Genomic DNA, 26,458 nt, shown 5'->3' with positions numbered 1-26,458 from the left:
GCTTCCCGTTTCGCATCACGTGGCATCTGGCAGGCGGGGCTAAAGAACCGTGGTTGCGACGTCGATTTGGTCCGGTGAATTCGCGAATCGACGCTTCGCAGATGACGCTGGGCACAAGACAACGGGCGCCGGCGAGTGGTGCAGCAGAGCAAGGCCGGTCGAGCCAAGCAGGGCGCCGACCATCTCACTGCGGCCACGTGAACCCACCACGATGAGCTGGGCGTCGACGGCGTGGTCGAGGATTACGCGGCTGGCCCTCTCCCGGCCAACGGCGTATCGGATGTCGACGTGCGGCCACCGTCGCGCGAACGGTGCAACGATGCCCGGAAGTCGTTTCAGCGCATCGTCTTCGAGAGCCTCCCAGTCGACCATAGCGGCGATGCTGACGTCACCGGGTGCTCGCCGGGGAGACAGCGCGGTGACCACCGCGAGTGCTGCCCCCAGACCATCCGCCAGTCCGAAAGCCGCGGCCAATGCAGAGCGAGATGTACGACTCTCGTCGACGCCGATGACGATGGGTTGCTTCGTGGGGGCGAGGACCTCGCCACGCCACGCGACTACCGGGCATGCCGAATGCGCAGCCAACCCGAGTGTGGTTGAGCCCACCAGCAACGCGCCGGCGCGCGATACGTCCGCACAGGAGAGTACGACCAGCCGGGCGCCCCGGCTCGATTCGGCCAGCGCCTCGACCCGGTTGAGGTGGCTGAGGGTGCGCTGGATGTGGAGGTCAGGAAAGTCATTGCGAACGGCGTCGCAACCACGTCGGAGTACTGCCAGACCTAGTTGGCGCGGGTACGCACCGGCATCTTCGCGTCGTGGTGATGTCAGCTCCAGCAGCGCATCGTCCACGCTGCGCATGACGTGCACGAGGTGCAGCGACTCTCCCAACCGTGCCGCAACCGCCGCAGCCCAGCGGGCAGCGTTCAGCGCATCGTCCGTGCCGTCGATTCCGACGACCACCGGATTCCCCGTTCCTTCCACTGGCTTCACGCTCCTTTCGGGTGGGGTCCGCTGGTTCACCGGCCCAAATGGACTCGGTGCGGAACGCTGTCCTCGGCACCGATGCAGTGATGATGGCCCGCGGAGCCGCCCCACGACTAGTGCCAAAGGGCCCCGACGGCGCGCCAATCGGACCACGCCGCGTCCACGTGGCCAATTGCCCTGGCAAGCGGTGACTTCCGCCCCTAGAGGCATTAGGGGACATGCCAAGAGCCTGAACCTGCGCACCCGCACCACCTTGGAGGGCACGATGAAGCACGCAGAGTCGCCGGTATCGGTCGTCGTGGGCATCGACGGATCCGCCTCAGCCCGACAGGCAGCTGAGTGGGCCGTCGACGAGGCCGTCAGCCGCGGCGTCCCACTGCGCCTGATCCACGTCATCCAGTCCACCTCCAGCGACATCGGCCTGGAGACGGCCGCAGCAACGGCGGCATTGGGCACGGCAAGAGACGCAGTCAGCAGGAGTTGCCAACCCGTGAGGGTCGAGACCGTCATTGCCCATGGACCCGTCGCCGCGACACTGGTGGCCGAATCCATCAACGCGGTTGTGTTGTGCATCGGATCGGCGGGCAGTGGACCGCGCGCCACCAAGTTCGTCGGCGCCACCGGCACCGCCGTCGCACAGTCGTCCCGCTGTCCGGTGGCGATAGTCCGCCACTACGACGATGACCGGTGGTCAGAGTCAGACGACATCGCTGTCTTGGTAGATGAATGCGATTCGGAGGCCGTCCTTCAGGTCGGGCTGGAGGAGGCACGTCTGCGCAATGCGACGCTCCTCGTCCTCACCTCGGCGCAGACTCGCGGCAGCGACATCCTGGCCGACCGCCTGCGCCGCTACCCGGATGTCCAGACTCACACTCTGGTCGTGCGCGAGGACATTCTGGACTTCCTCTCTCAGCGCGAGCCTCCCGTTCAATTGATAGTCATGGGCAACGACGGGGGCACCGCGGTCTCGCGGTCGATAGGCCCATACGGCCGATTCGTCCTCCGCGACACTGACTGCTCAGTCCTACTTACGACTAGGTGACGACGTTCCCGAACCTACGTAGGGCGACCCCGCGCCTCGGCTGTTGCCTGAGCCCATCGCGGACATCCACTCACCATCCACGACACTACGTCTGAACGGTCCGCCATCCTGCTGGCACCTCTACCTGGCAGACATCCCGAGAGCGTGCGGCCGTCGCCTATTCTCACCACGTGGATCATGGAGCAAGATCAAACCCATCCCACCAAAGCCGATGGCCCGAATTGCAGCGGCACCGACTTGAACGCCCTCCGGGGCCGTTTGTGTCAGCGCGACGGCCACCACTCCGAGCGTCAAAAGGACCCCTGCCCACGCCGGCAGTACGCCAGCCCTGACCACCGCGGCTCCGAAGCCAAGTCCGGCGGCAACCATGATGCCCCCGTGCACCGTCATGACAGCGCCTAGCTTGGCCGTCAGCACGGCATAGTTTTCCGTCGAGTAGACGATGGCGTACACGACCGTGGCGGTGAAGAACACGTAGCTGTACGCGTAGGCGAGAGCGCTGACGAGTCCCAGCCGGCCGATCTTGGGACGCTGCACCAGGTACAGGCCGACGACGAAGAAGGGGACGGCTGCTTCTCCGACCAGCGTCAACGCGAGCTGCGGTTTCGAAAAGCCTCCCTGCAGTGACTCGATGACGTCCGACAACAGGTACAGAGCCGAGAACAGCAGCGCGGCAAAGCCAACCCCCTTCGCCCCGCCAGGGCCGTTCTCACCTAGATGTGCAACGGCCCTACTCCGCAGACTCACAGAGATCTGCTCTTCTGCTTCCCGGTCACGAGCGGCGGGCGACGATCACGGGCACGAAGGCAGACTGAGCCACCGCCGAACTGACCGAGCCCAGCAACATCCCGCTGAATCCACCCCGTCCACGGCTGCCGACGACGACGAGCTGGGCTCGCTGCGACTCCTCGACCAGCCAACGCGCTGGCTGGTCGCAGTGCAGGTGGCGCTCCACCTTCACGTCGGGGTACTTCTCCTGCCACGCGGCGACACTCTTCGCTAGGACTTGATCGCCCTCAGCTCGGTTCACCTTCCAGTCCATCCCGAGTATCGGAAACACTCCGACATCGCTCCACGCGTGCAGTGCGATAACCCCAACGCCGCGACGCGCGGCCATGTCGAATGCCATGGACGTCGCCAACTCGGAGGCAGAAGAGCCGTCCACGCCGAGAAGGATCGGGGCCCCAGGATCGCCGGCCGGCTGTGCTGCTCCATCATCGTGAATCACCACGACTGGGCAATGAGCGTGATGTACGAGACCTGCACTGACCGAGCCCAGCAGCCGCCGACCGAACAGACTCGTCCCACGGTTCCCGACGACGACCATCGCAGCGTCCTTCGTCGCGTCGACGAGGGCGGGCACGATGCCGTGCGTGTACAGCTTCGTCTCCACGTCGAGGACGTCGACGCCGTTGACACTTTCTGCAAGGATGGCTCGCGCCGCGTCTAAGATCTTCGATGCTTGCAACTTCTGCCACCGATCGATGCGCAACTTCAGACGATGGTCGTTCACGCCCTGAAAAACTGGTGCGACGGCATGCGCCATCGTGATTGGGCAGCCGCCCATCACGTATTCGCGCGCCACCCAGCGAACGGCGGCATCCGATGCCGGCGACCCGTCCACACCGACCCAGACCCTATCTGCATCGAGCTTCTTCGACATCGTTCGTCCCGTCTTCGACAACCACGAGTATTCGTGCATCTCGTTTCAGTGCCACGCTATTCGAGAGGACAATGACTCGACGGAGGCTTTGGACCCTGCCGGTCTGCCATTGGTCCTCGTGTCGAGCGGGCTCAGGGCTTCTCGTCACAGAGGGTCTTCCGGCCCGTGGCGCCCGTCGCCCATGAAGCAGACCGCCGGGTGCGAGGCAGGTGAAGGAGCGGGCGGCTGCCGCAACTTCGCTGCAGAAACGCCAGCGAATCGTCCCCGACTCCTACAACGCCGGGATTGCCTATCAGAGTGAGCATTTCGTCCTCTTCGGTGACATCAATCGAGTTGCGGCACGACGTGGGGCACCGCTCCCCCGTGCGGACACGAGTGTGGCGGATGAATTGACCGTAGGATTCCCAAGCCAGTTCATCGAGAGCCGTTGGCCTTTGACCGCGCGGCCAAAGGGCCTCGTTCGCCCGTGTTCCTCGGGCGGAATTTCGCATGGGCGTTCCCGTCGCTGGTCGTTCCTCATCCCGCGAGCACCACGAGGTGGGTAGCTGGTGGTGCGAACGCCGGACCAGCAAGACGCTGGTTGGCGCTTACGGCTCTTTGTTGACACGGGTATGGAGTGAGTTCTTTTGACGGGGGAGCGTAAACATGGATGCTCGCGTCCAGCGGCAGCACTATGGCTGGCGCGCGATGACGACTGGGGCGCGGGCTAATTGGAGCACCGCCGAACTGACGGAGCCCAACAGCATTCCGGCGAAGCCCCCGTGGCCGTGGCTACCCACAACCACCAGTTGAGCCTCGCCCGATGCGTCGACGAGATGGCGCGCTGGCTTGCCACACACGACGACGCGACGCACCGACACGTCGGGGTAGCGCTCCTGCCACCCGGCCAATCGCTCAGCCAAGACTTCTGATGCCTCTTGCTCCAGACCCGGCAAGTCAAGACCGGGGATGTCCAAGCGTCCCCAATCGCTCCACGCGTGCAGTGCCATGAGCTCGACGCCGCGGCGCGACGCTTCCTCGAAAGCGATAGCCGTCGCGTGTTCAGACGTTGGTGAGCCATCGATACCCACCAGCACGGGTCTTGTTTGGGCTGCCCACGGTCTGATCGGATCGCGGACCACCGTTACCGGGCAGTGCGCGTGGCGAACCAGCCCCGAACTGACCGAGCCCATCAGTGTGCGGCCGAAGGCGCCGATTCCGCGGCTACCCACGACGATCATCGCGGCCTCCTTGGTCAGGTCGACGAGGGTCGGAACCGTCACTGCGATGAACAACTGCGTGTCGATCTGTAGCCTGCCGTCATCCTCGGCCGCGGCCTCGGCGATCGTGACCGCATCGCCGAGGATCTGTTTCCCCTGGGTTGCCTGCCAGGTGGTGAGCTCAGCAGGGGCCGGGTCCAGTGACCAGTTCGTGGACAGCGCGGGAGCGACGTGCACGACGGTCAACGAGACGTTGCGCATCGAGGCGTCACGGGCTGCCCAATCGACTGCCGCATCGGAGGCGGGAGAACCGTCAACGCCGACGACTATTGTGGGATATGTTCTGGCACTATGCACTTCGGGCTCCTCCACTGAAATCACTGAATGACACTTTGACGATGAGCGGTTCAACCGCAATCATCAGGAGGCGATGGTCGTCAGCTCGACGGTCTCAAGGCCTTCGTCGGCCGCATGCGGGTGCATCTGCAGAATCCTCTGGCATCGATTAACCGTCAGGGGTATCAAGTGAGCAGTCACCCTGGCCTCGGACAACAGCCTGCTGTAGACGCCGTCGACGAGCGACGCGATGTCGCTCTCGATGTGGTCGGGGTATTTCGCACACAACATCCGCGATATGGAGTCGAGTTCATCGGTGGTGGTCTTCGTGCTCACGCGGGCCACCTCTGCAGCCACTCGACGACCTCGGCAAGTTCACGTCGTGGGGTCCAATGAAAGCCCCTTCGCATCGTGGGCTCGTCTGGGAATTCTGCACTCATCTCGACCGTCCCCTTCCGTGGGAGCGGAGTCATCACACTTCCCTCCAACGTCACAACGTTAGGGCGCGGTCGATAGAGTCCAAAGCCCTCAGCCCCAACGGACTTGCTGCCCGGAGGCATTGATGAGTGCCAAAAGGCACTGTGTCTGAACGCAGTCGACTCAAGTGGCACATCCGGCTCCTAGGAATGATGAGTCCATGCCACGACGTCCTGTTCAATCGATGAGCACCATCTTCGGCGCTGTGAGCGCTACAGCTCTGCTCGCAGCTCTCGGCGGTGTCATGCGCAATTGGGACGCGTCAGAGAACTCCAGGGACGTGACGCCGAACGCGACTTCATTCACGCAGTCGCTGGACACGGCCCCCTTCCGTGAATCCGCCAGCCCGGACACGCGGGGTGGATATACGACGGATGTCGAGCAAGTCGGAGAGGTCGTTTCCATATCCGACTCGAGCCTCACCGTCGCTAGCATTGACGGGACGATCAAGGCATACGTGGTAACGCCGGAGACCGCGGCAGTGACGCTGATCCCACGGCAACAGCCGCCGTTCAGCGTGGGTGAGGTCGTGGCCGTCGTCGGCACCGTTGCGGACGGGACCGCGATCGCCACCGTAGTGGCCGAACAGTCCATGGCGAACGGCAACGGACCCCCGATGGACGGCATTCGAGCAATCAGTCGAAGCGGCTGAGTGTCGCTATTGATCACGCATGCGACGTTGCTCCGTCGCACTGTTGAAGCGAACGCGATTCATCCTGACCCAGGAGCAGGGCCGAGGTATACGACCAACGCACCATCGAGCCCTACTCCTCGTCCCTCCGCTCCCAGCTACGATCGCCAACCATGCACCTCACGCGGGGTGTAGCGTCGACAGTGTTGAGACTTTCAACATGTTCGGAACGAGTGCGGCCGTCCGCCGCCGCTTCTCGCAGGGCATCTCGCCCGTGACCGAACGCTTCGGTGACCACGACGTACCGGGATCACCATGCTCACCTCCGCTGAGGCGCCGCACCACGCCGACGCTTTCACGCTCGACTCGGCCAACGACGACGGCGCTTCCGACATCGCCACCATGTCCGTGCCTGGCCACCCAACGGTGGCGGGGAACTGAGCCCACGACATGCCCAGCAGGATCACAGACGGCCTGGACGCCATTCGCGGGTTGGCCGACGACCTTGGGTCGCAACGTGACGGGGATGGTCCGCCGGCGCACCCCGAGTTCTCCCAATCGCGCCTGACCGAGCTGCTGCTCGACGTCCAGAACCGGGTCGATCAGATCGTGCAGGGCCGTGACCGCCTCGACGGTCTGATCGAGGCGATGCTGGTGGTCACCTCGGGCTTGGACCTCGCTACCACGCTGCGCGCGATCGTGCACACTGCGATCGAACTGGTGCACGCGCGGTACGGGGCACTGGGAGTGCGCGGGGACGACCACGAACTCACCGAATTCATCTCCGAGGGCATCGACGAGGACGCCCGTGACCTCATCGGCCCCCTGCCGGAAGGACACGGGGTACTCGGGGTGCTCATCGACGACCCCATCCCGATCCGTTTGGACGACATCGCCCACCACCCGGCATCGGTGGGATTTCCGGCCAACCACCCGCCCATGGGGAGCTTTCTTGGCGTGCCCGTCCGGATCCGCGAGGAGGTATACGGGAATCTGTACCTCACCGAGAAGGTCGACGGGCAACCGTTCAGCGAGGACGACGAGGTGCTGGTGCGGGCGCTCGCCGCAGCGGCAGGCATCGCCATCGACAACGCAAGGCTCTACGAGCAGTCCCAGGCTCGACGGGCCTGGATCGAGGCGACGCGCGACATCGGCACCGAATTACTGTCGGGGACCGATCCTGCCCGTGTCCACAGGCTGATCGCCGAGGAGGCGCTGAAACTCACCGGAGCAGCGGCCATTCTGGTCGCGATACCGTTCGACGGTGACACGCCGACCGCGGAGGTGGTCGAACTCCTGATCGTCGAAAACATAGGTACAGCAGCAGATTCGGGGACACCTCAAACCATCCTGGTCGTTGATACCACAATCGGGCACGTCTTTTGCCAACGCAGCCCGAGACGCCTGAAAACCATGGCCACGGCCGTCGACGGCGTGGACAGCGCCGGCCCGGCGCTCGTCCTGCCGCTGCGCACCACCGACACCGTCGCCGGTGTCGTCATTGCACTGCGACCCCGAGGGGCTCTCGCATTCAGCGAGGCCGAACTCGACGCAATGGCAGCCTTCACAGACCAGGCCGCATTGGCATGGCAACTGGCCACCACGCAACGGCGGATGCATGAACTCGACGTTCTCAGCGACCGGGACAGGATCGCCAGAGACCTCCACGACCATGTCATTCAGCGACTCTTCGCCGTCGGGCTGACGCTTCAGGGAACCATCCCGCGGGCGCGGACACACGAGATTCGACAACGCCTCTCGGACAGCGTCGACGATCTCCAGGGCGTCATTCAGGACATCCGCACCGCCATCTTCGACTTGCACGGGGGCGCTCCCGGCACGACCCGGCTCCGGCAACGCCTCGACGAAGCCATTGCTCAGTTCGCCAGCGCGGACATCCGCACGACGGTTCAAGTCGTGGGCCCGCTATCGGTCGTCGAAGCCCCGCTCGCCGATCACGCCGAAGCCGTGATGCGCGAAGCGATGAGCAACGCCACCCGCCACGCCCACGCGAGCACGCTGGCGATCACCGTCACCGTGGACGACGACTTCTGCATCGAAGTCGTCGACGACGGCGATGGCATCACCGGCGACGTCACGGGCAGCGGGCTACGCAACCTCCGTGACCGCGCCCGGCAAGCAGATGGCGAATTGACCCTCGCTGACGCCCCAGGTGGTGGCACCGTACTGCGCTGGTCGGCCCCGCTATTCTGAGTCCTTCGAATGTGCCCGCTCGAGTGGCCGAGGATCTGCCAATGGCTGCGCCGACGAGATGCCCTACGATTTGGGTGAAGGGACGACAGGCCGCGGCTCACCGGACCGTTGCCCTTAGTAGTGCCACGGCCTTACCGCCGTCATGACACGACGTGCGTTCGGGCATGTGCCACGGCGTCGTCGAGCGAATCCATCAGGTGGTTTTCGTGCCGGAGGGCCTCGATCACGCCAACGTTGGTCAACAAGGCCAAGTGCTGGGGCTGAACGCCCTTGATGATGACCGTGATGCCGCGCGCCTCGAGCTCGTCTGCGATCTCAGCCAAAGTGTGAGCGCCCGTGGCATCGAGCATGCCCAGCTGTGACATCCGGATGACGACCACCTTCACGTCCGGATGCTCGGAATCGGTGATGGCGTTCGAGATGCGTTCGGCGGCACCGAAGAACATCGCACCATCGAGTCGGAGCAACGCAATTCGGTCGTCACCCAGTTGGCGCGGTCCTGGCAACTCCTCCCGAGTGACGCTGCTGCGTCGGGCCACGCTGCGCAGCGCGAAGAACGCGGCGGCGAGCACCCCGATCTCGACGGCCTCGATAAGGTCGAAGCAGATGGTCACGATGGCGGTGAGGACGAAGATCAGAGCGTCGGATCTCGTGGATCGCAGCATGTTTCGCACCGTGCTGGTCGATATCATCCGGAACGAGGTGACGACGAGAACCCCAGCCAGGGCGGCGAGCGGTATCGCCGACACCGGGCCGGTGGCGAGGTAGACCACTCCGAGCAACAGAATCGAATGGACGATCGCCGAAAGCCGGGTCCGGGCGCCGGAACGCACGTTGACCGCGGTGCGCGCGATCGCGCCGGTCGCGGGTATACCGCCGAACACGCCGGATGCCACCGAAGCCAGCCCCTGCCCGACGAGTTCGCGGTCTGGATCATAGGGACCGGTGGGTGCCATCGTCGCGGCTACACGTGCCGACAAGAGTGACTCGATGGCCGCCAGCGCTGCGATCGCCAGGGCCGCCCCCAGCAGTGGCCGAGCCGCGTCGAGGTCCGCGTGCGGGAGCAGTGGTGCAGCCAGGCGGGAGGGCAATTCCCCGATGCGAGCCACGGGAACGTCCAGCACGTGAACGACGACGGTCGCCGCGATCACTGCCAACAACGACCCTGGGACGCTGCGATGGAGCCGGGGCAAGCCCAACATGAGAATCGCGACGAACGCCACGATGCCAAGGCTTTTGAACGCTGCCGACGCGTCAGCCTGAGCGATGACGTGCCAGGCGGTCACCAGGGTCCGCTCACCGGCGGGGGCTGCTGCGCCGACCGCGGACGGCACCTGCTGCAAGAAGATGATGGCAGCGATGCCCAGGGTGAACCCCTCGATGACCGGCCAGGGAATGAACGTGACGGCGCGCCCGAGCCCACATACGCCACCGACGACCACGATGACGCCGGCGAGCACCGTGACGAGCGCGATGCTGCCCAGTCCGTGCGCTGCGACGACCGGCGCCAAGACGACGGCCATGGCACCCGTGGGGCCGGACACCTGCACGGACGAACCGCCGAAGACCGCCGCGACGATGCCTGCCACCACAGCGGTGACAAGACCGGCAGCGGCACCCACGCCGGAACTGACCCCGAAGGCCAACGCAAGGGGCAAGGCCACGACGCCGACGGTGAGGCCCGCCAGCACGTCGCGTCGCCACGATCGTGGCACTTCGGCGTAGTCAGCGCGGCCGGGCAGTAGTCGTGCCAATCGGCTCGAGGTCGTCACGTGATGCCGCTGTATGAGTTCGCTAGCGCCTCGTTGAACGTCCGACTGGGGCGCATCACCGCGGCGGTCTTCTCTACGTCGGGGTAGTAGTAACCGCCGAGGTCCACCGCACTGCCCTGCGCCTCCCCTAGCTCGGCAACGATGGTGTCCTCGTCGCCGGCCAATGACGTGGCAAGCGGCGCGAAGTGCCCCGCCAACTCCTGATCCTCGACTTGGTCGGCAAGCTCCCGGGCCCAGTACAACGCCAAGTAGAACTGACTGCCCCGGTTGTCGAGCTCACCCGTCTTGCGCGAGGGGATCTTGTCGTCGTCCAACAGCTTTCCGGTCGCGGCGTCCAGCGTCTTGGCCAGGAGGGTGGCCTTCTTGTTGTCTCCCTTAATACCGAGATCGTCCAAGCTGGCCGCCAGAGCGAGAAATTCGCCGAGGGAATCCCACTGCAGGTGGTTCTCCTCGACGAGCTGGCTGACGAGGTTGGGAGCCGTGCCGCCCGCACCGGTCTCGTACAGGCCGCCGCCCGCCATCAACGGCACGATCGAGAGCACCTTCGCGCTGGTACCCAACTCCAAGATTGGAAACAGATCGGTCAAGTAGTCGCGCAGGATGTTGCCGGTCGCGGCGATGGTGTCCTGACCACGCATCACGCGTTCGATCGTGTGCCGCATCGCGCGCACCTGCGACATGATCGAGATGTCGAGACCGTCGGTGTCGTGATCCTTCAGGTAGGCCTCGACCTTCGTGCGCAGCTCGTTCTCGTGGGGACGTTCCTGGTCGAGCCAAAACACCACCGGCATGCCGGACCCACGGGCCCGGGTGACCGCCAGCTTCACCCAGTCGCGGATCGGGCCGTCCTTCACCACCGGCATGCGCCAGATGTCCCCCACTTTCACGTCCTGGGTCAGCAGCACCTCTCCGGTATCGACGTCGACGATGGCGGCGACGCCGCCCATCGGGATCTCGAAGGTCTTGTCATTGCTGCCGTACTCCTCGGCCTGTTGGGCCATCAGCCCGACGTTGGGGACGGTGCCCATCGTCGCCGGGTCGAACTGGCCGTTGGTCTTACAGAAGTTGATGATCTCCTGGTACATCCGAGAGAACGTGGAGTCGGGGTTGACGGCCTTCGTGTCCTTGAGCTTTCCGTCGGCGCCGTACATCTTGCCGCCAAGCCGGATCATGGCGGGCATCGAGGCGTCCACGATCACGTCACTGGGCGAGTGGAAGTTGGTGATGCCCTTGGCCGAGTCCACCATGGCCAGTTCTGGGCGGTGCTCGTAACAGGCGTGTAGGTCGCGGATGATCTCCTCGTGCCGCGACGCAGGCAGCGACTCGATCTTCGTGTAGAGGTCGATCAGGCCGTTGTCGACGTTCACGCCGAGTTCGTCGAACAGCGCCTGGTGCTTCGCGAACGCGTCCTTGTAGAACACCTTCACCGCATGCCCGAAGACGATGGGATGGCTGACCTTCAACATCGTCGCCTTGACGTGCAGCGAGAACATCACGCCCGTCTCGTAGGCGTCCTGCATCTCCTGCTCGTAGAAGTCGCAGAGGGCCTTCTTGCTCATGAACGCGCTGTCGATGACGTCGCCGGCATCGAGCTTCACCTCGGGCTTGAGCACGATCGTCTCGCCGCCCGTGACGGCAAGCTCCATCCGCACCGTGTGTACCTTGCGCAGCGTCACCGACTTCTCACCGTGATAGAAGTCGCCGTGCCGCATCGTCGCCACGTGGGTGCGCGAGGCCTGCGACCACGAGCCCATGCTGTGCGGGTGCCTGCGCGCGTACTCCTTCACCGCCTTGGTAGCGCGCCGATCGGAGTTACCTTCGCGCAGAATGGGATTCACCGCACTTCCCAGACACGTACCGTAGCGCCGCTTGGTCTCCCTTTCGGCGTCGGTGTTCGCCTGCGCCGGATAGTCCGGCAAGTGGTAACCGTTGCCCTGAAGCTCCTTGACGGCCGCCAGCAGCTGCGGCACCGAGGCACTCACGTTGGGCAGCTTGATGATGTTGGTGTCCGGTAACTGCGTCAGCTCACCCAGCTCGGACAGGACATCTGGCACCCGCTGATCCTCGGTCAGATGATCCCCGAACTCCGCCAGGATGCGGGCCGTCACGGATATGTCCACGGTCTCGACCGTGATGCCCTCTCGCTCGACGAAAGCACGAACGATCGGGAGGAACGCGTACGTCGCCAGCAACGGCGCCTCATCGGTCAGGGTATAGATGATGGTCGGCTGCTTGGCGCTCACTTCTGTGTCTTCCTTTATCGGTTTCGAGATCATTGGCGGTCTACCACGGTCAGGAGTGCGCCGACATCATTGCGTGCGTGCGTATCCGCGTACCTGCAGTGCCACCGACTATTCGAGCGATGTCATCGAGCGATCCGATCACGGCGTCATGGCCGGTCAGGCGCACGAAATGCTGTGCAGCCTCGACTTTGGGGCCCATGGAGCCGGCGGGCAGGATCAATCCGGCGAGATCGTTCGGCGTGACGACCCCCAGCCTGGCCTGTCGCGTCGTCCCCCAGTCGGTGTAGACACCGTCGACATCGGTGGCGATGATGAGCAGGTCGGCTTCCAGCAGTAAGGCAAGCAGCGCCGAAGCGTGATCCTTGTCGATGACGGCTTCGACGCCGTGCAACGTGCCTAATTCGTCGTACATCGTGGGAATACCGCCGCCACCGGCGCAGATGACGATCGTGCCCTGCTCGACCAAAGCACGGATGGGTCCGATCTCGACGATGCGCTTGGGTTTTGGGCTGGCGACAACGCGCCGAAGTTCGTCTCCCTCGACAGCGAACGTCCACCCGTTCGCGGAGGTGAGGCATTCGGCCGTCTCGCGGTCGTAGAACGGCCCTATCGGTTTGGTGGGGTTGCTGAATGCCGGGTCGTCAGGATCGACTTCGACCATCGTCAACACGGTGGCGATCGACTGCTCAGCCGGTAGCAGGTTGCCCAGTTCCTGTTCGATGACGTATCCGATCATCGCCTCGGTCTGGGCGCCGAGCACGTCCAGCGGATAGGGCGCCACCTCGTGGTACGCCGCGGCCTGGAGTGCGAGCAATCCCACCTGAGGGCCGTTGCCGTGGGCGACGACGATTTCGTTCCCGGGGACCACGGCTGCGATCGCCTCGGCAGCCACCCGGATGTTGGCCCGCTGATTGTCAGCGGTCATGGGTTGCCCACGCCGCAGAAGCGCGTTGCCGCCCAACGCGATCACGATCCGCACGCGGGTCAGCCGAGCGCGGCCACGAGGACCGCCTTGATGGTGTGCATACGGTTCTCGGCCTGTTCGAAGGCGATGTTCGCCGGACTCTCGAACACGTCCTCGGTGACTTCGACTCCGTTGGCCAAGAAGGGGTACTGCGCGGCGATCTGTGCGCCAACCTCGGTCTCGGAATTGTGGTAGGCGGGCAGGCAGTGCATGAACTTCACTCGTGGGCTTCCTGCGGCAGCCATCAGCTCACGGTTGACCTGGAAGGGCAGCATTACTTCAATCCGGTCACCCCAGGTCTCCATCGGCTCGCCCATCGACACCCACACGTCGGTGTAGACGAAGTCGACACCGCTGACCGCTTTGTGTGGGTCGTCAGTGACAGTGATTCTTGCCCCTGAGTCCTTTGCGAAGCCACGACACATCGTCAGGTGGTCTTCGCTCGGCCACAGCTCTTGAGGTGCACCGATCCGCACGTCCATGCCCAGCTTGGCCGCCACCAACAGTAGTGAGTTCCCGACGTTGTTGCGGCCATCGCCGACGAACGCAAACGAGATGTCGATCAAGGGTTTTGAACAATGCTCGGTCATGGTCAGCACGTCGGCGAGCATCTGCGTCGGGTGGAATTCGTCGGTAAGCCCGTTGAACACCGGCACCCCCGCGTACTCGGCCAACTCGTCGACCGTCTGCTGGGCGCTGCCACGGTACTCGATCGCGTCATACATCCGGCCGAGCACCCGGGCGGTGTCCTTCATCGACTCCTTGTGACCGATCTGCGAGGAAGTGGGATCGATGAACGTGACGTGGGCGCCTTCGTCGTACGCCGCCACCTCGAACGCGCAGCGGGTGCGAGTGGACGTCTTCTCGAAGATCAGGGCGATGTTCTTTCCCGTCAGGCGGGGACGACCGACGCCGGAGTATTTCGCGTGCTTGAGTTCTCGGGACAGTTGAAGCAGATCGAGCAGGTCTTGCTCGCTGTGGTGGACCAGGCTGAGCAGACTGCGGTTTCGGTTGTTGGATGCCATGTCTGGCCTTCCTTCGGGTGGGGTCAGGTGTAGAGCGGGTCGCGCAGGATGGGGCAGGTCATGCATCGGCCGCCGCCACGGCCGCGGCCCAATTCGCTGGCGTCGATGGTCACGACCTCCACGCCCGCCTTGCGCAGCGCGGTGTTGGTCAGGGTGTTGCGGTCGTAGCCGATGACGACACCGGGTTCGAGCGCGACGACGTTGTTGCCGTCGTCCCACTGCTCGCGCTGAACTCCGTACACGTCGCCGGCCGTCGTGACGACCCGGAACGCCACTCCGACCGCCTCCCCGATCGTGTCGATCAGGCCCTTGGGTTCGCGGCGGACGTCCAGACCGGACGCCGACCTGTCGTCTGGGCGCAGGCTGATCGGCACGATGCCGTCGACCACCGGGGCGAACGCCGTCACCAGGTCGCGGTCGCAGAAGGTGAACACGGTGTCGAGGTGCATCGCGGCGCGGGTCTTCGGCAGGCGGGCGACGATGACCCGTTCGGCCGCGCCGGCGGCGAACAGGTTGCGCGCCACCTGGGTGATCGCCTGATGCGACGACCGCTCCCCCATCCCGATGACGACGAGTCCCTTGCCGATCGGCATCACGTCGCCGCCTTCGAGGGTGGCCATGCCGTGGTCGGCGGGCGACCCGTCGGTGTTGCCCAGCCACACGTCGTACTTCTCGTCGGCGAAGGCGGGATGAAACTTGTAGACGGCAGTGGCGAGCAAGGTTTCTTGACGCCGGGCCGGCCAGTACATGGGGTTGAGGGTGACGCCGCCGAAGATCCACGCGGAGTTGTCGCGCATGAACTGCGTGTTGGGCAACGGTCGGATGACGAACCCCGCGGGGTCCAATGAGTTGAGCAGTGTCAAGAAGCTGCTGTCGACTTCGTCGACCACGTCTTGGTAGGCAACGCCACCGATGAGCAACTCCGCCAACCGATCCGGAGACCGCTCGGTCAGCCATTCCCGGATCTCGTGCGTGAGTCCCGGGCCGACCAGATCGTCGGTCACCGTGCGGTCCAGTAGCCACTCGCGAGAGTCGGGTTTCGCCACGACGTCGGCGAGCAGATCTTGAAGCTCGAGGACCTCGACCCCGCGGTCGACCATCTTGGCGACGAAGTCGAAGTGGTCGCGGCGCGCCTGCTGCAGCCAGATGACGTCGTCGAACAGTAGGTCGTGGCAGTTGTCGGGGGTGAGCCGTTGGTGGGCCAGGCCGGGAGCGCACACCATGACCCGTCGCAACTTGCCATCCTCGGACCAGACGCCGAGCCGGGCATTGGTGGCGTTCACAGGACGGCCAGGTTCCCGGTCGTCATCAGCACGACGGCCAGCACCGACGTCAACACCACGCCGGAGAACACGGCCAACTCTGGCCTGGTGAATGCGGTCAGGTGACTCTCCCGGCGGGCCCAGACGTAGAGCCCGGTACCGACGAGGTAGAACACCGCGGCGACGAGGAGGTACTGCCAGCCACCGGCGTACACCAGCCACACCGCATAGCCCAGGGCGACGACGCCGATGGCGAGGTCTCGGGTGCGTCCGTGGCCCGACTCGTAGGTCTCACCGCGCACCGCCAGCAGCACCTGGTAGGCCGCTGACCATAGGTAGGGCAGCAGGATCAACGAGGTCGCCAGGTAGACCAGGTTGGTGTAGGTGCTCGAGTTGGCGAGCGTCCACAGCAGTAGGGCCTGGACGCAGATATTGGTCAGCCACAACGCATTCGCGGGAGCGCCGTGGGAGTTCTCCTGGGCGAGCGCCTTGGGCATGACGTGTTCGAGGGCGGGCAGACGCAGGATCTCCACGCACAGCATCACCCACGCGATCAGGGCGCCGAGCAGGGAGACGACCAGTCCGATCGAGATGAATGCGGCACCCCAGCTGCCGACCTCGCTCTCCAGCACGCCGGCCATCGAGGGATCGGGCACCCCGGCGAGCGTCGCCTGCGTCATCAGGCCATACGACACCAGGTTGACCATGAGCAGCAGCGCCAGCACCCCGACGAAGCCGAGTACGGTGGCCCGGCCGACGTCCTTGCGTCTGGCGGCGCGCTGCGAGTACACCGACGCACCCTCGATGCCGATGAACACCCAGACGGTGACCAGCATCATGGCCTTGACCTGAGTCATCGTGTCGCCGAGCGATGCTCCGTCGATCTGCACGGCCTTGCCCCAGAAGTCGGCGGTGAACAGTCCTGCCTTGAAGCCAACCGCGGCGACGGCGATGAATACCAGGATGGGCACCACCTTGGCGATGGTCACCACGACGTTGACGACGGCGGCGGTCTGAACGCCACGAAGGGCCATCGCGTGCACCACCCATAGTACGACTGAGGCGCCGATGATCGCGGGAACCGTTGCGCCGCCGGAGAATGCGGGAAAGAAGTAGCCCAGCGTCGAGAACAACAGGACGAGGTAGGCCACATTGCCGACCCAGGCCGACACCCAGTAGCCGAAGGCAGACGTGAACCCGATGTAGTTGCCGAAACCCGCTCGGGCATAACCGTAGACGCCACCATCGACGTCGGGCTTGCGTGTCGCCAGGGTTTGGAAGACGAACGCCAACGTCAGCATGCCGATACCGGTGATCACCCAGCCGATGAAAAGGGGGCCGGGAGCCGCGCTGCCAGCCATCTGTGAGGGCAAGGCGAAGATCCCGCTGCCGATCATCGACCCGACGACGATCGCGGTCAGCGACGCCAACCCGAGTCGGGCTTTGCGGCCTGTCGGGCGGGTCGCCGGTGGCGGAGAAATCAGGGTATTGGACATCGCAGTCCCATCTCTTGTCGTGAAGCGCGTTTGGACCGCGCACGTTCACGCTATGGGCGCGGTCCGCAGGGGTGAGGAGGCTTTAGTCCTCGATCCGGGTGCGTACGTCCCCGACATTCCTCGCATTCCATGCCAGGTCCAGTGCCCCTCGGCCGAGGTGCTACTCACTGGCCCTGATCGCCTCGAACTCACTGGGGTCCAGCAGGGTCGACGTATCGCCCAGTTCACGGCCTTCGGCGACGTCACGCAACAGTCGCCGCATGATCTTGCCGCTGCGGGTCTTGGGCAACTCCGGCACCACGTGGATTTCCCGCGGCCGCGCGATCGGTGAGATCTCGCGTGCCACCTCGGCCCGTAGCTCGTCGATCATCTGCTCGCGCGGGGTGTCGCCGTGGTGGCTCATCAGGATGACGAACGCCACGATCGCCTGCCCCGTGGTGTCGTCGGTGGCGCCGACGACGGCAGCCTCTGCCACGCCTGAGTGCCCGACCAGGGCGGACTCCACCTCGGCGGTGGAGATTCGATGCCCGGACACGTTCATCACGTCGTCGACGCGGCCCAGTAACCAGATGTTGCCGTCCAGGTCGTAGCGTGCGCCGTCGCCGGCGAAGTACCAGCCCTGTTCGGCGAACCGGGACCAGTAGGTCTGCCTGTACCGTTCCGGATCCCCCCAGATGCCACGCAGCATCGATGGCCACGGCTTGTCGAGCACCAGGTAACCGGACGCGTGCTCACCTAGTTCGGGGCTTGGCTCGACCAGATTGCCGTGGTCGTCGACGACGCGCGCCGAGATACCGGGTAGCGGTGTCATCGCCGAACCCGGTTTCGTCGCGGTAACCCCGGGCAGGGGCGAGATCATCGCCGCTCCGGTCTCGGTCTGCCACCAGGTGTCGACGATCGGGGTTCGATTGGCGCCGATCGCGTCCCTGTACCACCGCCACGCCTCGGGGTTGATGTTCTCGCCGACGGTGCCCAACAACCGCAGGCTGGACAGGTCATGGGCGTCGGGAATCTCGCGCCCCCACTTCATGAATGTGCGAATCAACGTGGGCGCCGTGTAATAGACCGAGACGCCGTGCTTTTCGATGATGTCGAAATGCCGGTGCTCGTCCGGAGACATGGGGGTGCCCTCGTAGACCACCTGGGTCACGCCATTGGATAGCGGCCCATAGACGGTGTAGGTGTGCCCGGTGATCCAGCCGATGTCAGCGGTGCACCAGTACACGTCGCTTTCCGGCTTGACGTCGAACACGTTGAAATGGGTGTACGACGACTGGGTGAGGTAGCCGCCCGAGGTGTGCACGATGCCCTTCGGGGCGCCGGTGGTTCCCGAGGTGTACAGCAGGAACAACGGCTGCTCGGCGTCGAAGGCCTCTGGGGCGTGCGTGGGTGACGCGTTCCCGACGGTGTCGTGCCACCACAGATCGTGGCTGTCGGTCCACGAGACGTCGATGCCGGTGCGACGAACCACTAGAACGTGCTCGACGCTGGCGGACCCCTTGACCGCCTCGTCGACGGACTCCTTCAGCGACACCGCCTTGCCGCGGCGGTACTGCCCGTCGGTGGTGATGACGAGTTTGGCCTTCGCATCGTCGATCCGTACTCGCAGCGCGGGGGCCGAGTAACCGGCGAACACCACCGAGTGCATGGCCCCGAGCCGCGCGCATGCCAGCATCGCCACTATGGCCTCGGGGATCATCGGCATGTAGATGGCGACCCGGTCACCCGCGACCACCCCGAGGTCGGTGAGCGCGTTGGCGGCCCGTGACACCTCGGCCAACAGATCGGAGTACGTCAGGTCGCGGCTCTCGCCCACCGGTTCGCCCACCCACCGGATGGCCACCCGATCACCGTTGCCGGCCTCGACGTGACGGTCCACGCAGTTGTACGCAACGTTCAATCTTCCGCCCACGAACCACTTCGCGAACGGCGCCTGCGACCAGTCGAGCACCTCGTCGAACGGCGTCTCCCACGACAGCCTGTTTGCTTGCTTAGCCCAGAACGCCAGCCGGTCTTCCTCTGCCTCGCGGTACAGCTCGGCGGTCGCGTTGGCGTTCTCGGCGAACTCCGGTGAGGGCGGATACGTCGACGGGACTTCGGTGGGCGTCAGGGTCATGAGAATCTCTCCTAATCATGGAGGTATGGGACGTACCGGGCTGTTATCACGGTCGGAACAGGGGCGGGTTGGGTAGGAGCGGCCGTCCGAACGTCGAGGCAGCCACTGCGGCGACGCAGAGGTACCAGGCCAGTGCGGCGGTGACGAGGCCGAGCACTCCACCAGCCACCGTCAGGCCGGCGCTGCCGAAGAGCGCGCCCAGCCCGAGCAGCACGAACGTCACGTCCAGTACGGCGAAGAGCACCGCAAGCACGACGGTCGTTCGCATGGCGGCGATCAGCATGAGGCTGGTGAAGATGGCCCAGCCGATCAGGTACCAACCGGCCGCGATCCCATGGTGCTCAACCGGAACGTCCTGGGCATAGAAGGCGATGTACGCCCAGAACGACAGCCAGAAGGCGCCATACGACGAGAACACCGTGGCCCCGAAGACGTTGCCCTTGCGGAATTCCCACATCCCGGCGAGTAGTTGGGCGATCCCGCCGAAGGCCAGGGCGACACCAAGCACGACCGGTTCGGTGTCCTTGGGCATGACGCCCGCGTTGACCAGGCTGAGTAAGAAGGTGGTCAGGGCGAAGGCAGCGAGACCCAACGGTGCCGGATCCGCGATCATCCGGACCTGCTCGGATGCCAGCTCCCGGGACATTGCGACCGAGCCAGCCGTTGGGTCGCCGATGTCGGGGAGCAACTCGTGTGTCGCGCTCGTTGGGCCGGGTTGATCTTCGATGACAGTCATGTCTACTTCCTTCGTGCGCTTGCGGATGAATGGTTTCCTGATTGATCAGGCTGGTATCTGCGGACGAAGAATCGGGCGCAGGGCGTGCAGTGAGGCCGGATCCTCGATGGTCGAGGGAACTGGATCGTCCTTACCATGTGCGATGCCGCGCATGGCCTTTCGCAGGATCTTGCCCGATCGCGTCTTGGGCAGGGCGGCGACCACGTCGACCATTTTGAAGCACGCGACGGCGCCGATCTCGTTGCGCACGGCAGCGACGAGCTCCGCCGCGACCCCGTCTGCCGACGCGCCGGCCTTCAGTACGACCAGACCCCGTGGCACTTGTCCCTTGATCTCGTCGGCGACACCGATCACGGCACACTCTGCGACCGCGGGATGCGCCCCCAGCACGGCCTCCAGTTCTCCCGTCGACATACGATGCCCCGCAACGTTTATGACGTCGTCGATCCTGCCCATCACGAACAGGTATCCCTCGTCGTCGAGGTATCCGCCATCGCCGGTGAGGTAATACCCGGGATGCTCGGTGAGATAGGAGGCGGTGAACTGCAGATCGTCGTTCCACAGGGTCGCGAGCGTGCCGGGTGGCATGGGGAGTTTGAGGCAGATGACGCCCTCCTCGCCGGAATCGCAGACCGACCCGTCTTCACGGAGGACCCGGACGTCGTAGCCCGGCATGGGCACGGTCGGGGATCCCGCCTTGAACGCCAGGGGTTCCAGACCCATCGGGTTGGCGGCGATCGCCCAGCCCGTCTCGGTCTGCCACCAGTGATCGACCACGGGAATGCCGAGCTTCTCCGACGCCCACCGGTACGTATCGGGATCCAGCCGTTCCCCGGCAAGGAACAGGTACTTCAAAGTGGACATGTCGTGTTCGGCGAGACAGGCACCGGTCGGGTCCTCCTTGCGGATCGCCCGAATTGCCGTCGGCGCGGTGAACAGAACCTTGACATCGTGTTCGGAGACCACCCGCCAGAACGCACCCGGATCCGGCGTCCCGACCGGCTTGCCCTCGTAGAGCACCGTCGTCGCCCCCGCCAAGAGCGGCGCATAGACAATGTAGGAGTGGCCGACGACCCAGCCGACGTCTGACGCGGCCCAGAACACGTCGCTAGGACCGACGTCGTAGATGTACCGCATGCTCCACAGCAACGCCACCGCGTGACCGCCGTTGTCGCGCACGACGCCCTTGGGCTTACCCGTCGTGCCGGAGGTGTAGAGGACGTACAGGGGGTCGGTTGCCGCAACGGGTACGGGTCCGACGGGAACCGCATCGACCATCAGCAGGTGCCAGTCGAGGTCACGTCCCGCGGTCAGCTCGCACCGCAGCCGGTCCCGCTGCACGATGACGCAGTGGTGCGGTGGATGCTCCGCGGCGTCCATCGCCGCGTCGAGCATCGGCTTGTACTCCACGACGCGGGACGGCTCGATCCCGCAGGATGCCGACACCACGACCTTGGGGCGGGCATCGTCGATCCTGATGGCCAGTTCGTGCGGGGCGAAGCCACCGAACACCACCGAGTGCACGGCACCCAGCCGGGCACACGCCAGCATCGCGATCACGGCCTCCGGAATCATCGGCATGTACACGACGACCCGGTCACCCTTGCCGACGCCCAGTCCGCGGAGCACTCCGGCGAACCGAGCTGTCTCGTCGAGGAGTTCGCCATAGCTGTAGGTGCGCTGGCTACCCGTGACCGGGGAGTCGTACATGAGGGCCGGCTGCGTAGCGCGGCCGGAGGCAACATGACGATCGAGCGCGTTCGCGCAGGTGTTCAGCTCCCCGCCCGCGAACCAGCGGTAGAACGGTGGACTGGAGTCGTCGAGCACACGTGTCGGCTCGACCAACCAGGACACCTCCTCGGCGGCGCGCTCCCAGAACGTCACGGGGTCGTCGATGCTCGACGCCATGGCGCTTCGGTACGCACCTCCGGCATCGCTGCTGCACGTCGACGACTGTCCGGGGTGAGCTGTACTGGCGTCCACTTCGTCGTCCTCGCCTTGATGGGCAACCTTGCCGTCGCTGGGATCCATTGAAATGTAGACAAATAACCGCAGAAGCACCGGAGGCTTTAGACCCTCCCTTGGCACTAAAAGGTCACCGGGTCTGCCTCACGCCACGCGCGCGAACAGGAGCGCGGGTGGGAAGAAGGGCCTCTCGACTCCATCGGCGTCCCTCGTGGTCGATGAAGCTTCAAGAAAAGAGGTTCTCCAATCGGTCTGCCGTACGACTGCCATGCCGTGCACCGTCGTTGCACGACAGCCGGCCGCCGATCGGCGGTTGGGGCAGTCGGCCGAACGTCACGACGACCTCAGCGAAATGGCGGCCGCTTGGATCCCGCCGCGTGTGAGTGTCCCCCGGCGTCCAAGAAGGGCCTTAGTGCCCCTACGTAGTGAGCTCGCAGTCAATAACGTGAGAACGACTAGGGCGCTCAACCATGGAATCTCGACGTTGGAGCACAGAATGCACCAGGAATCACCGGCCACGGTCGTCGTCGGCATCGACGGTTCGGATTCGGCGCTTCACGCCGCCGAGTGGGCGGTCGACGAGGCAGTCAGCCGGTGTTTGCCGTTGCGTCTCATCCATGTCATCGAGCCAGGATCGGAAGCCAAGCGTCTCGAGAGTGAGTATGCCGAATTGTCCTTGAGCGCAGCGCGTGCAGTCGTCGACGTCGGACGACGGCGCATCCAGTGTGACACGGTCGTCCTACGTGGAGACATCATCGCCGTTCTGCTGGAACAATCTCGCCATTCGGCGATGATGTGCGTCGGATCGTCCGGCGTCGACTACCCGCACGGGAAGTCACTCGGCTCGGTGGCCGACGCGATCGCATCGTCGGCGCACTGCTCGGCCGCCGTAATCCGCACCCCGGACGTTCGGAGTGGGACGTCCCGTTGCATCGCAGCAGTCGTGGGCGACCCGAACACTGCAGACGCCGTCCTGCGAGTGGCAATGAACGAAGCCCGGTTACGGTCAGCTTCGTTACAGGTTGTACGGGTATGGCCAGCTACTCGGGGAAATGCCTGCGACGACCACTTGGAGCGGCGAATTACCCTGTTAACAGGTCGCTTTTCTGACGTGCAGGTCCACCCCGTCATCGGTCACACGCGTCTCGCGGAGTTCCTCACCCGGACCGGTCGAAGCGTCATTCTGGCGATCGTCGACACGGTAAGCGGCGATGCGGCCATCCGGTTCGTTGGTCCCTCTGCGTTCTCCCGGGCCCCTTACTCGGTGATCGTCGTGGATCCTGGCCGCAGGAGCCGGTCGTCACAGCAGCTTTGGCCCGTGAACGCCTCTGCGTTGAGGCCCCTGACAACGGCATCGACCATTCCGGACGATCTCATTGCACTCTCGACTTAACGGGAGACGATTCATGTGAATCCGCAGAGTTCGTTACATCAAGAAGCCGGCGGGACACTGCCCCCGTTGCCGCGCGACCAGCAGAAGGCCGGCGCTCTAGGACTGACCTCATCCACCGGACTCGTGGTCGGAAGCGTCGTGGGTACGGGCGTCTTCACGATGCCTGCGGTCCTCGCCGGCGCGGGTACGATGGGCATTCTCGTACTGATCGTAGTCGCCGTGGGCGCAACGCTTCTCGCAGTGCTGTTCGGCCAGTTGACCGCGCGGGTGCCGAACGGTGACGGCGGCCTCTACGCGTACGCCCGACACGAGTTCGGAGATCCGGCCGGCTACCTCGTGGGCTGGAGTTACTGGGTCTCGTCCTGGGCTGGCAACGCCGCCATCGTGGCATCCTGGGTCTTCTACGTCGACGCCCTCCTTGGCCTCGACGATCCGAGTGGGATGACGCACTGGGCTTTAGCCGTGGTAGGTCTGTGGGTTCCGGCGATCGTGAACTTAATCGGGGTTCGCCAGATGGCATGGTTCCAGAACGTCACCGTGGTCCTGAAATTCCTTCCGCTCCTCTTCGTCGGTGTCATCGGGTGGTTGTTCGTCGACACCGGGAACTTCGGCCCGTTCAATGCCTCCGGTGGCAGCGTCTACACCGGCATCGGGATCGCGGCCGGCGTTGCGTTGTTCTCGTTCATCGGGGTCGAGGCGGCGTCGATCACGGCCAAGAGGGTGGTGAACCCGCGTGTCAACGTCGGCCGTGCGTCAATGATCGGAACCGGCGCGAGCGCATTGTTGTACGTGTTGGTCACGGCAGCCGTAATGGGTCTGGTGCCCCACGACACGCTCGCCGACACTGGCGCACCGTTCGTCGACGCCTTCAAGGCGATCTTCCCCGGAAGTGCCTGGGCAGGAACGTTCATCGCGGCGATCGCAGTCATCTCGGGAATCGGTGCGTTGAACGGGTGGACCCTCATCGTGACGGAGACATCACGGGCCATTGCAGAGGATGGCCTGTTCCCCCGACCATTCAGCTGGACCGATCGCAACGGCACGGCGTGGTTCGGCATAGTGGTCGGAACCGCCCTGCCCTCGTTGCTCATGCTGTGGCGGTATATGTCCGGATCAGGCCTTACCGTCTTCACGTATCTGGTCAACCTCACGGTCATGACCGTCGCCATCGCGTACTTCTTCTCGGCCCTTGCCCAACTCACCTACCTGGTCTCTCGGCGCCGTCGGGTTCAAGGCTGGTCCCTGACACGCGACCTCGCGGTCGCCGGAACGGGTGTCGTCTTCTCGATGTGGGTGACATTCGCCGCCGGATACCAAGTGGTGTATCAGGGTCTCGCCGTCATCCTGACCGGCCTCGTTCTATACGCCTTCTTGAACGCCCGGCGGCAACGTCTCGGCGAGGTCGGCGAGCCAGTGGAGTTGTCATCTGCGGGCGTCGCGTCGCCGCCGCCGCTGAAAACGATCCACATATGATCGTCCCGCCAGTCTCTGCGACCGACGTCGCCCTTGCCGCAGTCGTACGATCCGCTACAACGAGCCTGTGACCCCACGGAAGAACTTCGCAAGAGCGCCAGTACACGTGCATCCGCTACAGCAGTGAAGGTTCCAACGTCTTGCTACTCGACTTCGCCGCGACGATGGGCATGGCACGTCCTCGCGCTCCACCCGGTAACGCCGTTGTCGGTCGCGTCCGCCGCCGTCTGTGTCGCGTCCACCAGCAATCTGGTGAGCTGGAGATCGTCCATCGCCGTCCAGGTGCTTCGGCCGACCCGCCACTGATCGGGGGCTTCTTCGATTCCCGGAGACGTCGTTTCCTGGGTGGTGCTGCGCTCGGGCGTTGCCACGATCTCCGTACCTTGAGACAACCGCACGCTGCGGCACAGCACCCGGTAGCTCCTTCACACGAGCACCAGAATCACCAGTGCGGCAATCATCATGGCCGACTCCCCTCGGCGGGAGATCCGTTCGACGCCGCTGCGGGTACTGCGATGGGCGGCTGCGGCTCCGGTTGAACGGCGGCGCCGGATGCCCGAGCCAGGAAGGCTCCAAGTTCGGCGATGGTCGACATCAACGGAGCCGGGAACACGACGGTCGTGTTCTTGTCGACACCGAGTTCGACCAGTGTCTGAAGGTTTCGTAGCTGCAGCGCCAACGGGTGAGCCATCATGGTGTCCGAGGCATCACCCAACGCCGCAGCGGCCAGAGATTCGCCCTCGGCGGCAATGATCTTCGCGCGCTTCTCCCGCTCCGCCTCGGCCTGGCGGGCCATCGCCCGCTTCATGGTCTCAGGCAGTTGGATGTCCTTGAGTTCCACCAGGGTGACCTGCACCCCCCATTCGACGGTGGTGACGTCGAGGATCGCCCGGATGTCACGGTTGATCGTGTCGGTCTCCGAGAGCGTTTCGTCGAGCGTGTGCTGACCGACCACCTTTCGCAACGTGGTTTGGGTAATCTGGTCGATCGCGGCACCGACGTTCTCGATCGCCACGACGGACTTCACGGCGTCGACGACCTTGAAGTAGGCCACCGCAGAGACGTCGACACTGACGTTGTCACGTGTGATGATCCCCTGGGACTGAATGGGCACCGTCACGATCCGTAACGAGATCCGTTGCAGCACATCAGCGAAGGGGATGATCAAGCGCAAACCGGGTTTGCGTTCACCGATCACCCGGCCAAGCCGGAAGAGCACACCGTCTTCGTACTGTCTGACGATCCGAACCGACATAGCAACCAGCAAGAGACCCAGGATGAGGAGAACGAGGCCAGCGACTGGGAGGGAACTCATATTCGGGAAGCTGTCATGGCGATCCTGGAGGCAGGCGATCACCGACATGTGGGGGGCCTCGGAGCAGATGCTCCCGGAGCTCGGCGGCGGACAGCCGAACTCATCCCGAACCAGCTGAGATTCTCAGCGCCTCCGACGTTACACCTGATCGC

Annotated in this window: 21 protein-coding genes; 5 read left to right on the top strand and 16 right to left on the bottom strand. The window is 64.6% G+C overall.

Annotated elements, in window-relative coordinates:
* Positions 1–39: 39 nt before the first annotated feature.
* Positions 40–960 carry a universal stress protein gene (locus AC1MEY_RS04375; protein WP_480229504.1) on the bottom strand — a complete coding sequence of 307 codons (921 nt, stop codon included), beginning with the start codon at positions 958–960 and terminating at the stop codon, positions 40–42.
* A 289-nt stretch (positions 961–1,249) separates the two neighbouring features.
* On the opposite strand from AC1MEY_RS04375, the gene AC1MEY_RS04370 reads away from it, so the two are divergent.
* Positions 1,250–2,026 carry a universal stress protein gene (locus AC1MEY_RS04370; RefSeq protein ID WP_480229503.1) on the top strand — a complete coding sequence of 259 codons (777 nt, stop codon included), beginning with the start codon at positions 1,250–1,252 and terminating at the stop codon, positions 2,024–2,026.
* A gap of 120 nt (positions 2,027–2,146) precedes the next feature.
* Here AC1MEY_RS04370 and AC1MEY_RS04365 read toward each other — a convergent pair whose 3' ends face one another.
* The 4 genes from AC1MEY_RS04365 to AC1MEY_RS04350 all read right to left on the bottom strand — a co-directional run bounded on the left by AC1MEY_RS04365 (position 2,147) and on the right by AC1MEY_RS04350 (position 5,560).
* Positions 2,147–2,773, bottom strand: a complete 627-nt coding sequence (locus AC1MEY_RS04365) for a hypothetical protein (protein WP_480229502.1) — start codon at positions 2,771–2,773, stop codon at positions 2,147–2,149.
* Between the two features lie 25 nt (positions 2,774–2,798).
* Positions 2,799–3,689 (bottom strand): universal stress protein, encoded by an 891-nt coding sequence (locus AC1MEY_RS04360; protein ID WP_480229501.1) that lies wholly within the window; start codon positions 3,687–3,689, stop codon positions 2,799–2,801.
* A gap of 671 nt (positions 3,690–4,360) precedes the next feature.
* Positions 4,361–5,245, bottom strand: a complete 885-nt coding sequence (locus AC1MEY_RS04355) for a universal stress protein (RefSeq protein ID WP_480231294.1) — start codon at positions 5,243–5,245, stop codon at positions 4,361–4,363.
* A 63-nt stretch (positions 5,246–5,308) separates the two neighbouring features.
* A complete protein-coding gene (locus AC1MEY_RS04350) occupies positions 5,309–5,560 on the bottom strand; it encodes a three-helix bundle dimerization domain-containing protein (protein ID WP_480229500.1) in 252 nt (83 codons plus the stop codon).
* A gap of 325 nt (positions 5,561–5,885) precedes the next feature.
* On the opposite strand from AC1MEY_RS04350, the gene AC1MEY_RS04345 reads away from it, so the two are divergent.
* Entirely contained in the window at positions 5,886–6,353 is a 468-nt protein-coding gene (locus AC1MEY_RS04345) for a hypothetical protein (RefSeq protein WP_480229499.1), read from the top strand.
* A 429-nt stretch (positions 6,354–6,782) separates the two neighbouring features.
* Positions 6,783–8,546, top strand: coding sequence for a sensor histidine kinase (locus tag AC1MEY_RS04340; protein WP_480229498.1), 1,764 nt, complete (start codon positions 6,783–6,785; stop codon positions 8,544–8,546).
* A 140-nt stretch (positions 8,547–8,686) separates the two neighbouring features.
* Here the strand turns inward: AC1MEY_RS04340 and AC1MEY_RS04335 are convergent, their stop codons facing one another.
* From AC1MEY_RS04335 to AC1MEY_RS04295, 9 genes are all read right to left on the bottom strand, one after another.
* On the bottom strand, positions 8,687–10,318 hold the full coding sequence (locus AC1MEY_RS04335; RefSeq protein WP_480229497.1) for a SulP family inorganic anion transporter: 1,632 nt from the start codon (positions 10,316–10,318) through the stop codon (positions 8,687–8,689).
* Positions 10,315–12,561, bottom strand: coding sequence for an NADP-dependent isocitrate dehydrogenase (locus AC1MEY_RS04330; RefSeq protein WP_480229496.1), 2,247 nt, complete (start codon positions 12,559–12,561; stop codon positions 10,315–10,317). Before AC1MEY_RS04330 ends, AC1MEY_RS04335 begins: the two co-directional genes overlap by 4 nt.
* 49 nt (positions 12,562–12,610) lie before the next feature.
* Entirely contained in the window at positions 12,611–13,540 is a 930-nt protein-coding gene (gene arcC / locus AC1MEY_RS04325; RefSeq protein ID WP_480229495.1) for a carbamate kinase, read from the bottom strand.
* 5 nt (positions 13,541–13,545) lie between these two features.
* Positions 13,546–14,550: an ornithine carbamoyltransferase gene (locus tag AC1MEY_RS04320; RefSeq protein WP_480229494.1), complete on the bottom strand. Its 1,005-nt coding sequence runs from the start codon at positions 14,548–14,550 to the stop codon at positions 13,546–13,548.
* Positions 14,551–14,573: 23 nt separating this feature from the next.
* Positions 14,574–15,833 carry an arginine deiminase gene (locus AC1MEY_RS04315; RefSeq protein WP_480229493.1) on the bottom strand — a complete coding sequence of 420 codons (1,260 nt, stop codon included), beginning with the start codon at positions 15,831–15,833 and terminating at the stop codon, positions 14,574–14,576.
* A complete protein-coding gene (gene arcD, locus AC1MEY_RS04310) occupies positions 15,830–17,308 on the bottom strand; it encodes an arginine-ornithine antiporter (protein WP_480229492.1) in 1,479 nt (492 codons plus the stop codon). Before arcD ends, AC1MEY_RS04315 begins: the two co-directional genes overlap by 4 nt.
* 160 nt (positions 17,309–17,468) lie before the next feature.
* Positions 17,469–19,424: an acetate--CoA ligase gene (acs, locus tag AC1MEY_RS04305; protein ID WP_480229491.1), complete on the bottom strand. Its 1,956-nt coding sequence runs from the start codon at positions 19,422–19,424 to the stop codon at positions 17,469–17,471.
* A 46-nt stretch (positions 19,425–19,470) separates the two neighbouring features.
* Positions 19,471–20,070, bottom strand: a complete 600-nt coding sequence (locus AC1MEY_RS04300) for an acetate uptake transporter (protein WP_480229490.1) — start codon at positions 20,068–20,070, stop codon at positions 19,471–19,473.
* Positions 20,071–20,205: 135 nt separating this feature from the next.
* Complete coding sequence (locus AC1MEY_RS04295; protein WP_480229489.1) at positions 20,206–22,068, bottom strand: propionyl-CoA synthetase; 1,863 nt, start codon at positions 22,066–22,068, stop codon at positions 20,206–20,208.
* A gap of 553 nt (positions 22,069–22,621) precedes the next feature.
* Between AC1MEY_RS04295 and AC1MEY_RS04290 the strand changes: the two genes are divergently transcribed.
* Positions 22,622–23,518, top strand: coding sequence for a universal stress protein (locus tag AC1MEY_RS04290; RefSeq protein WP_480229488.1), 897 nt, complete (start codon positions 22,622–22,624; stop codon positions 23,516–23,518).
* A 66-nt stretch (positions 23,519–23,584) separates the two neighbouring features.
* A complete protein-coding gene (locus AC1MEY_RS04285; protein WP_480229487.1) occupies positions 23,585–24,991 on the top strand; it encodes an APC family permease in 1,407 nt (468 codons plus the stop codon).
* Between the two features lie 143 nt (positions 24,992–25,134).
* Here the strand turns inward: AC1MEY_RS04285 and AC1MEY_RS04280 are convergent, their stop codons facing one another.
* Complete coding sequence (locus tag AC1MEY_RS04280) at positions 25,135–25,362, bottom strand: hypothetical protein (protein WP_480229486.1); 228 nt, start codon at positions 25,360–25,362, stop codon at positions 25,135–25,137.
* A gap of 89 nt (positions 25,363–25,451) precedes the next feature.
* Positions 25,452–26,306, bottom strand: coding sequence for a slipin family protein (locus AC1MEY_RS04275; protein ID WP_480231293.1), 855 nt, complete (start codon positions 26,304–26,306; stop codon positions 25,452–25,454).
* Positions 26,307–26,458: the final 152 nt, after the last annotated feature.

The sequence above is a fragment of the Mycobacterium sp. PTI7 genome (genome assembly GCF_056679845.1).
Note: the sequence above shows the minus strand (reverse complement) of the source record. Positions and strands in the feature narration are given on the sequence as shown.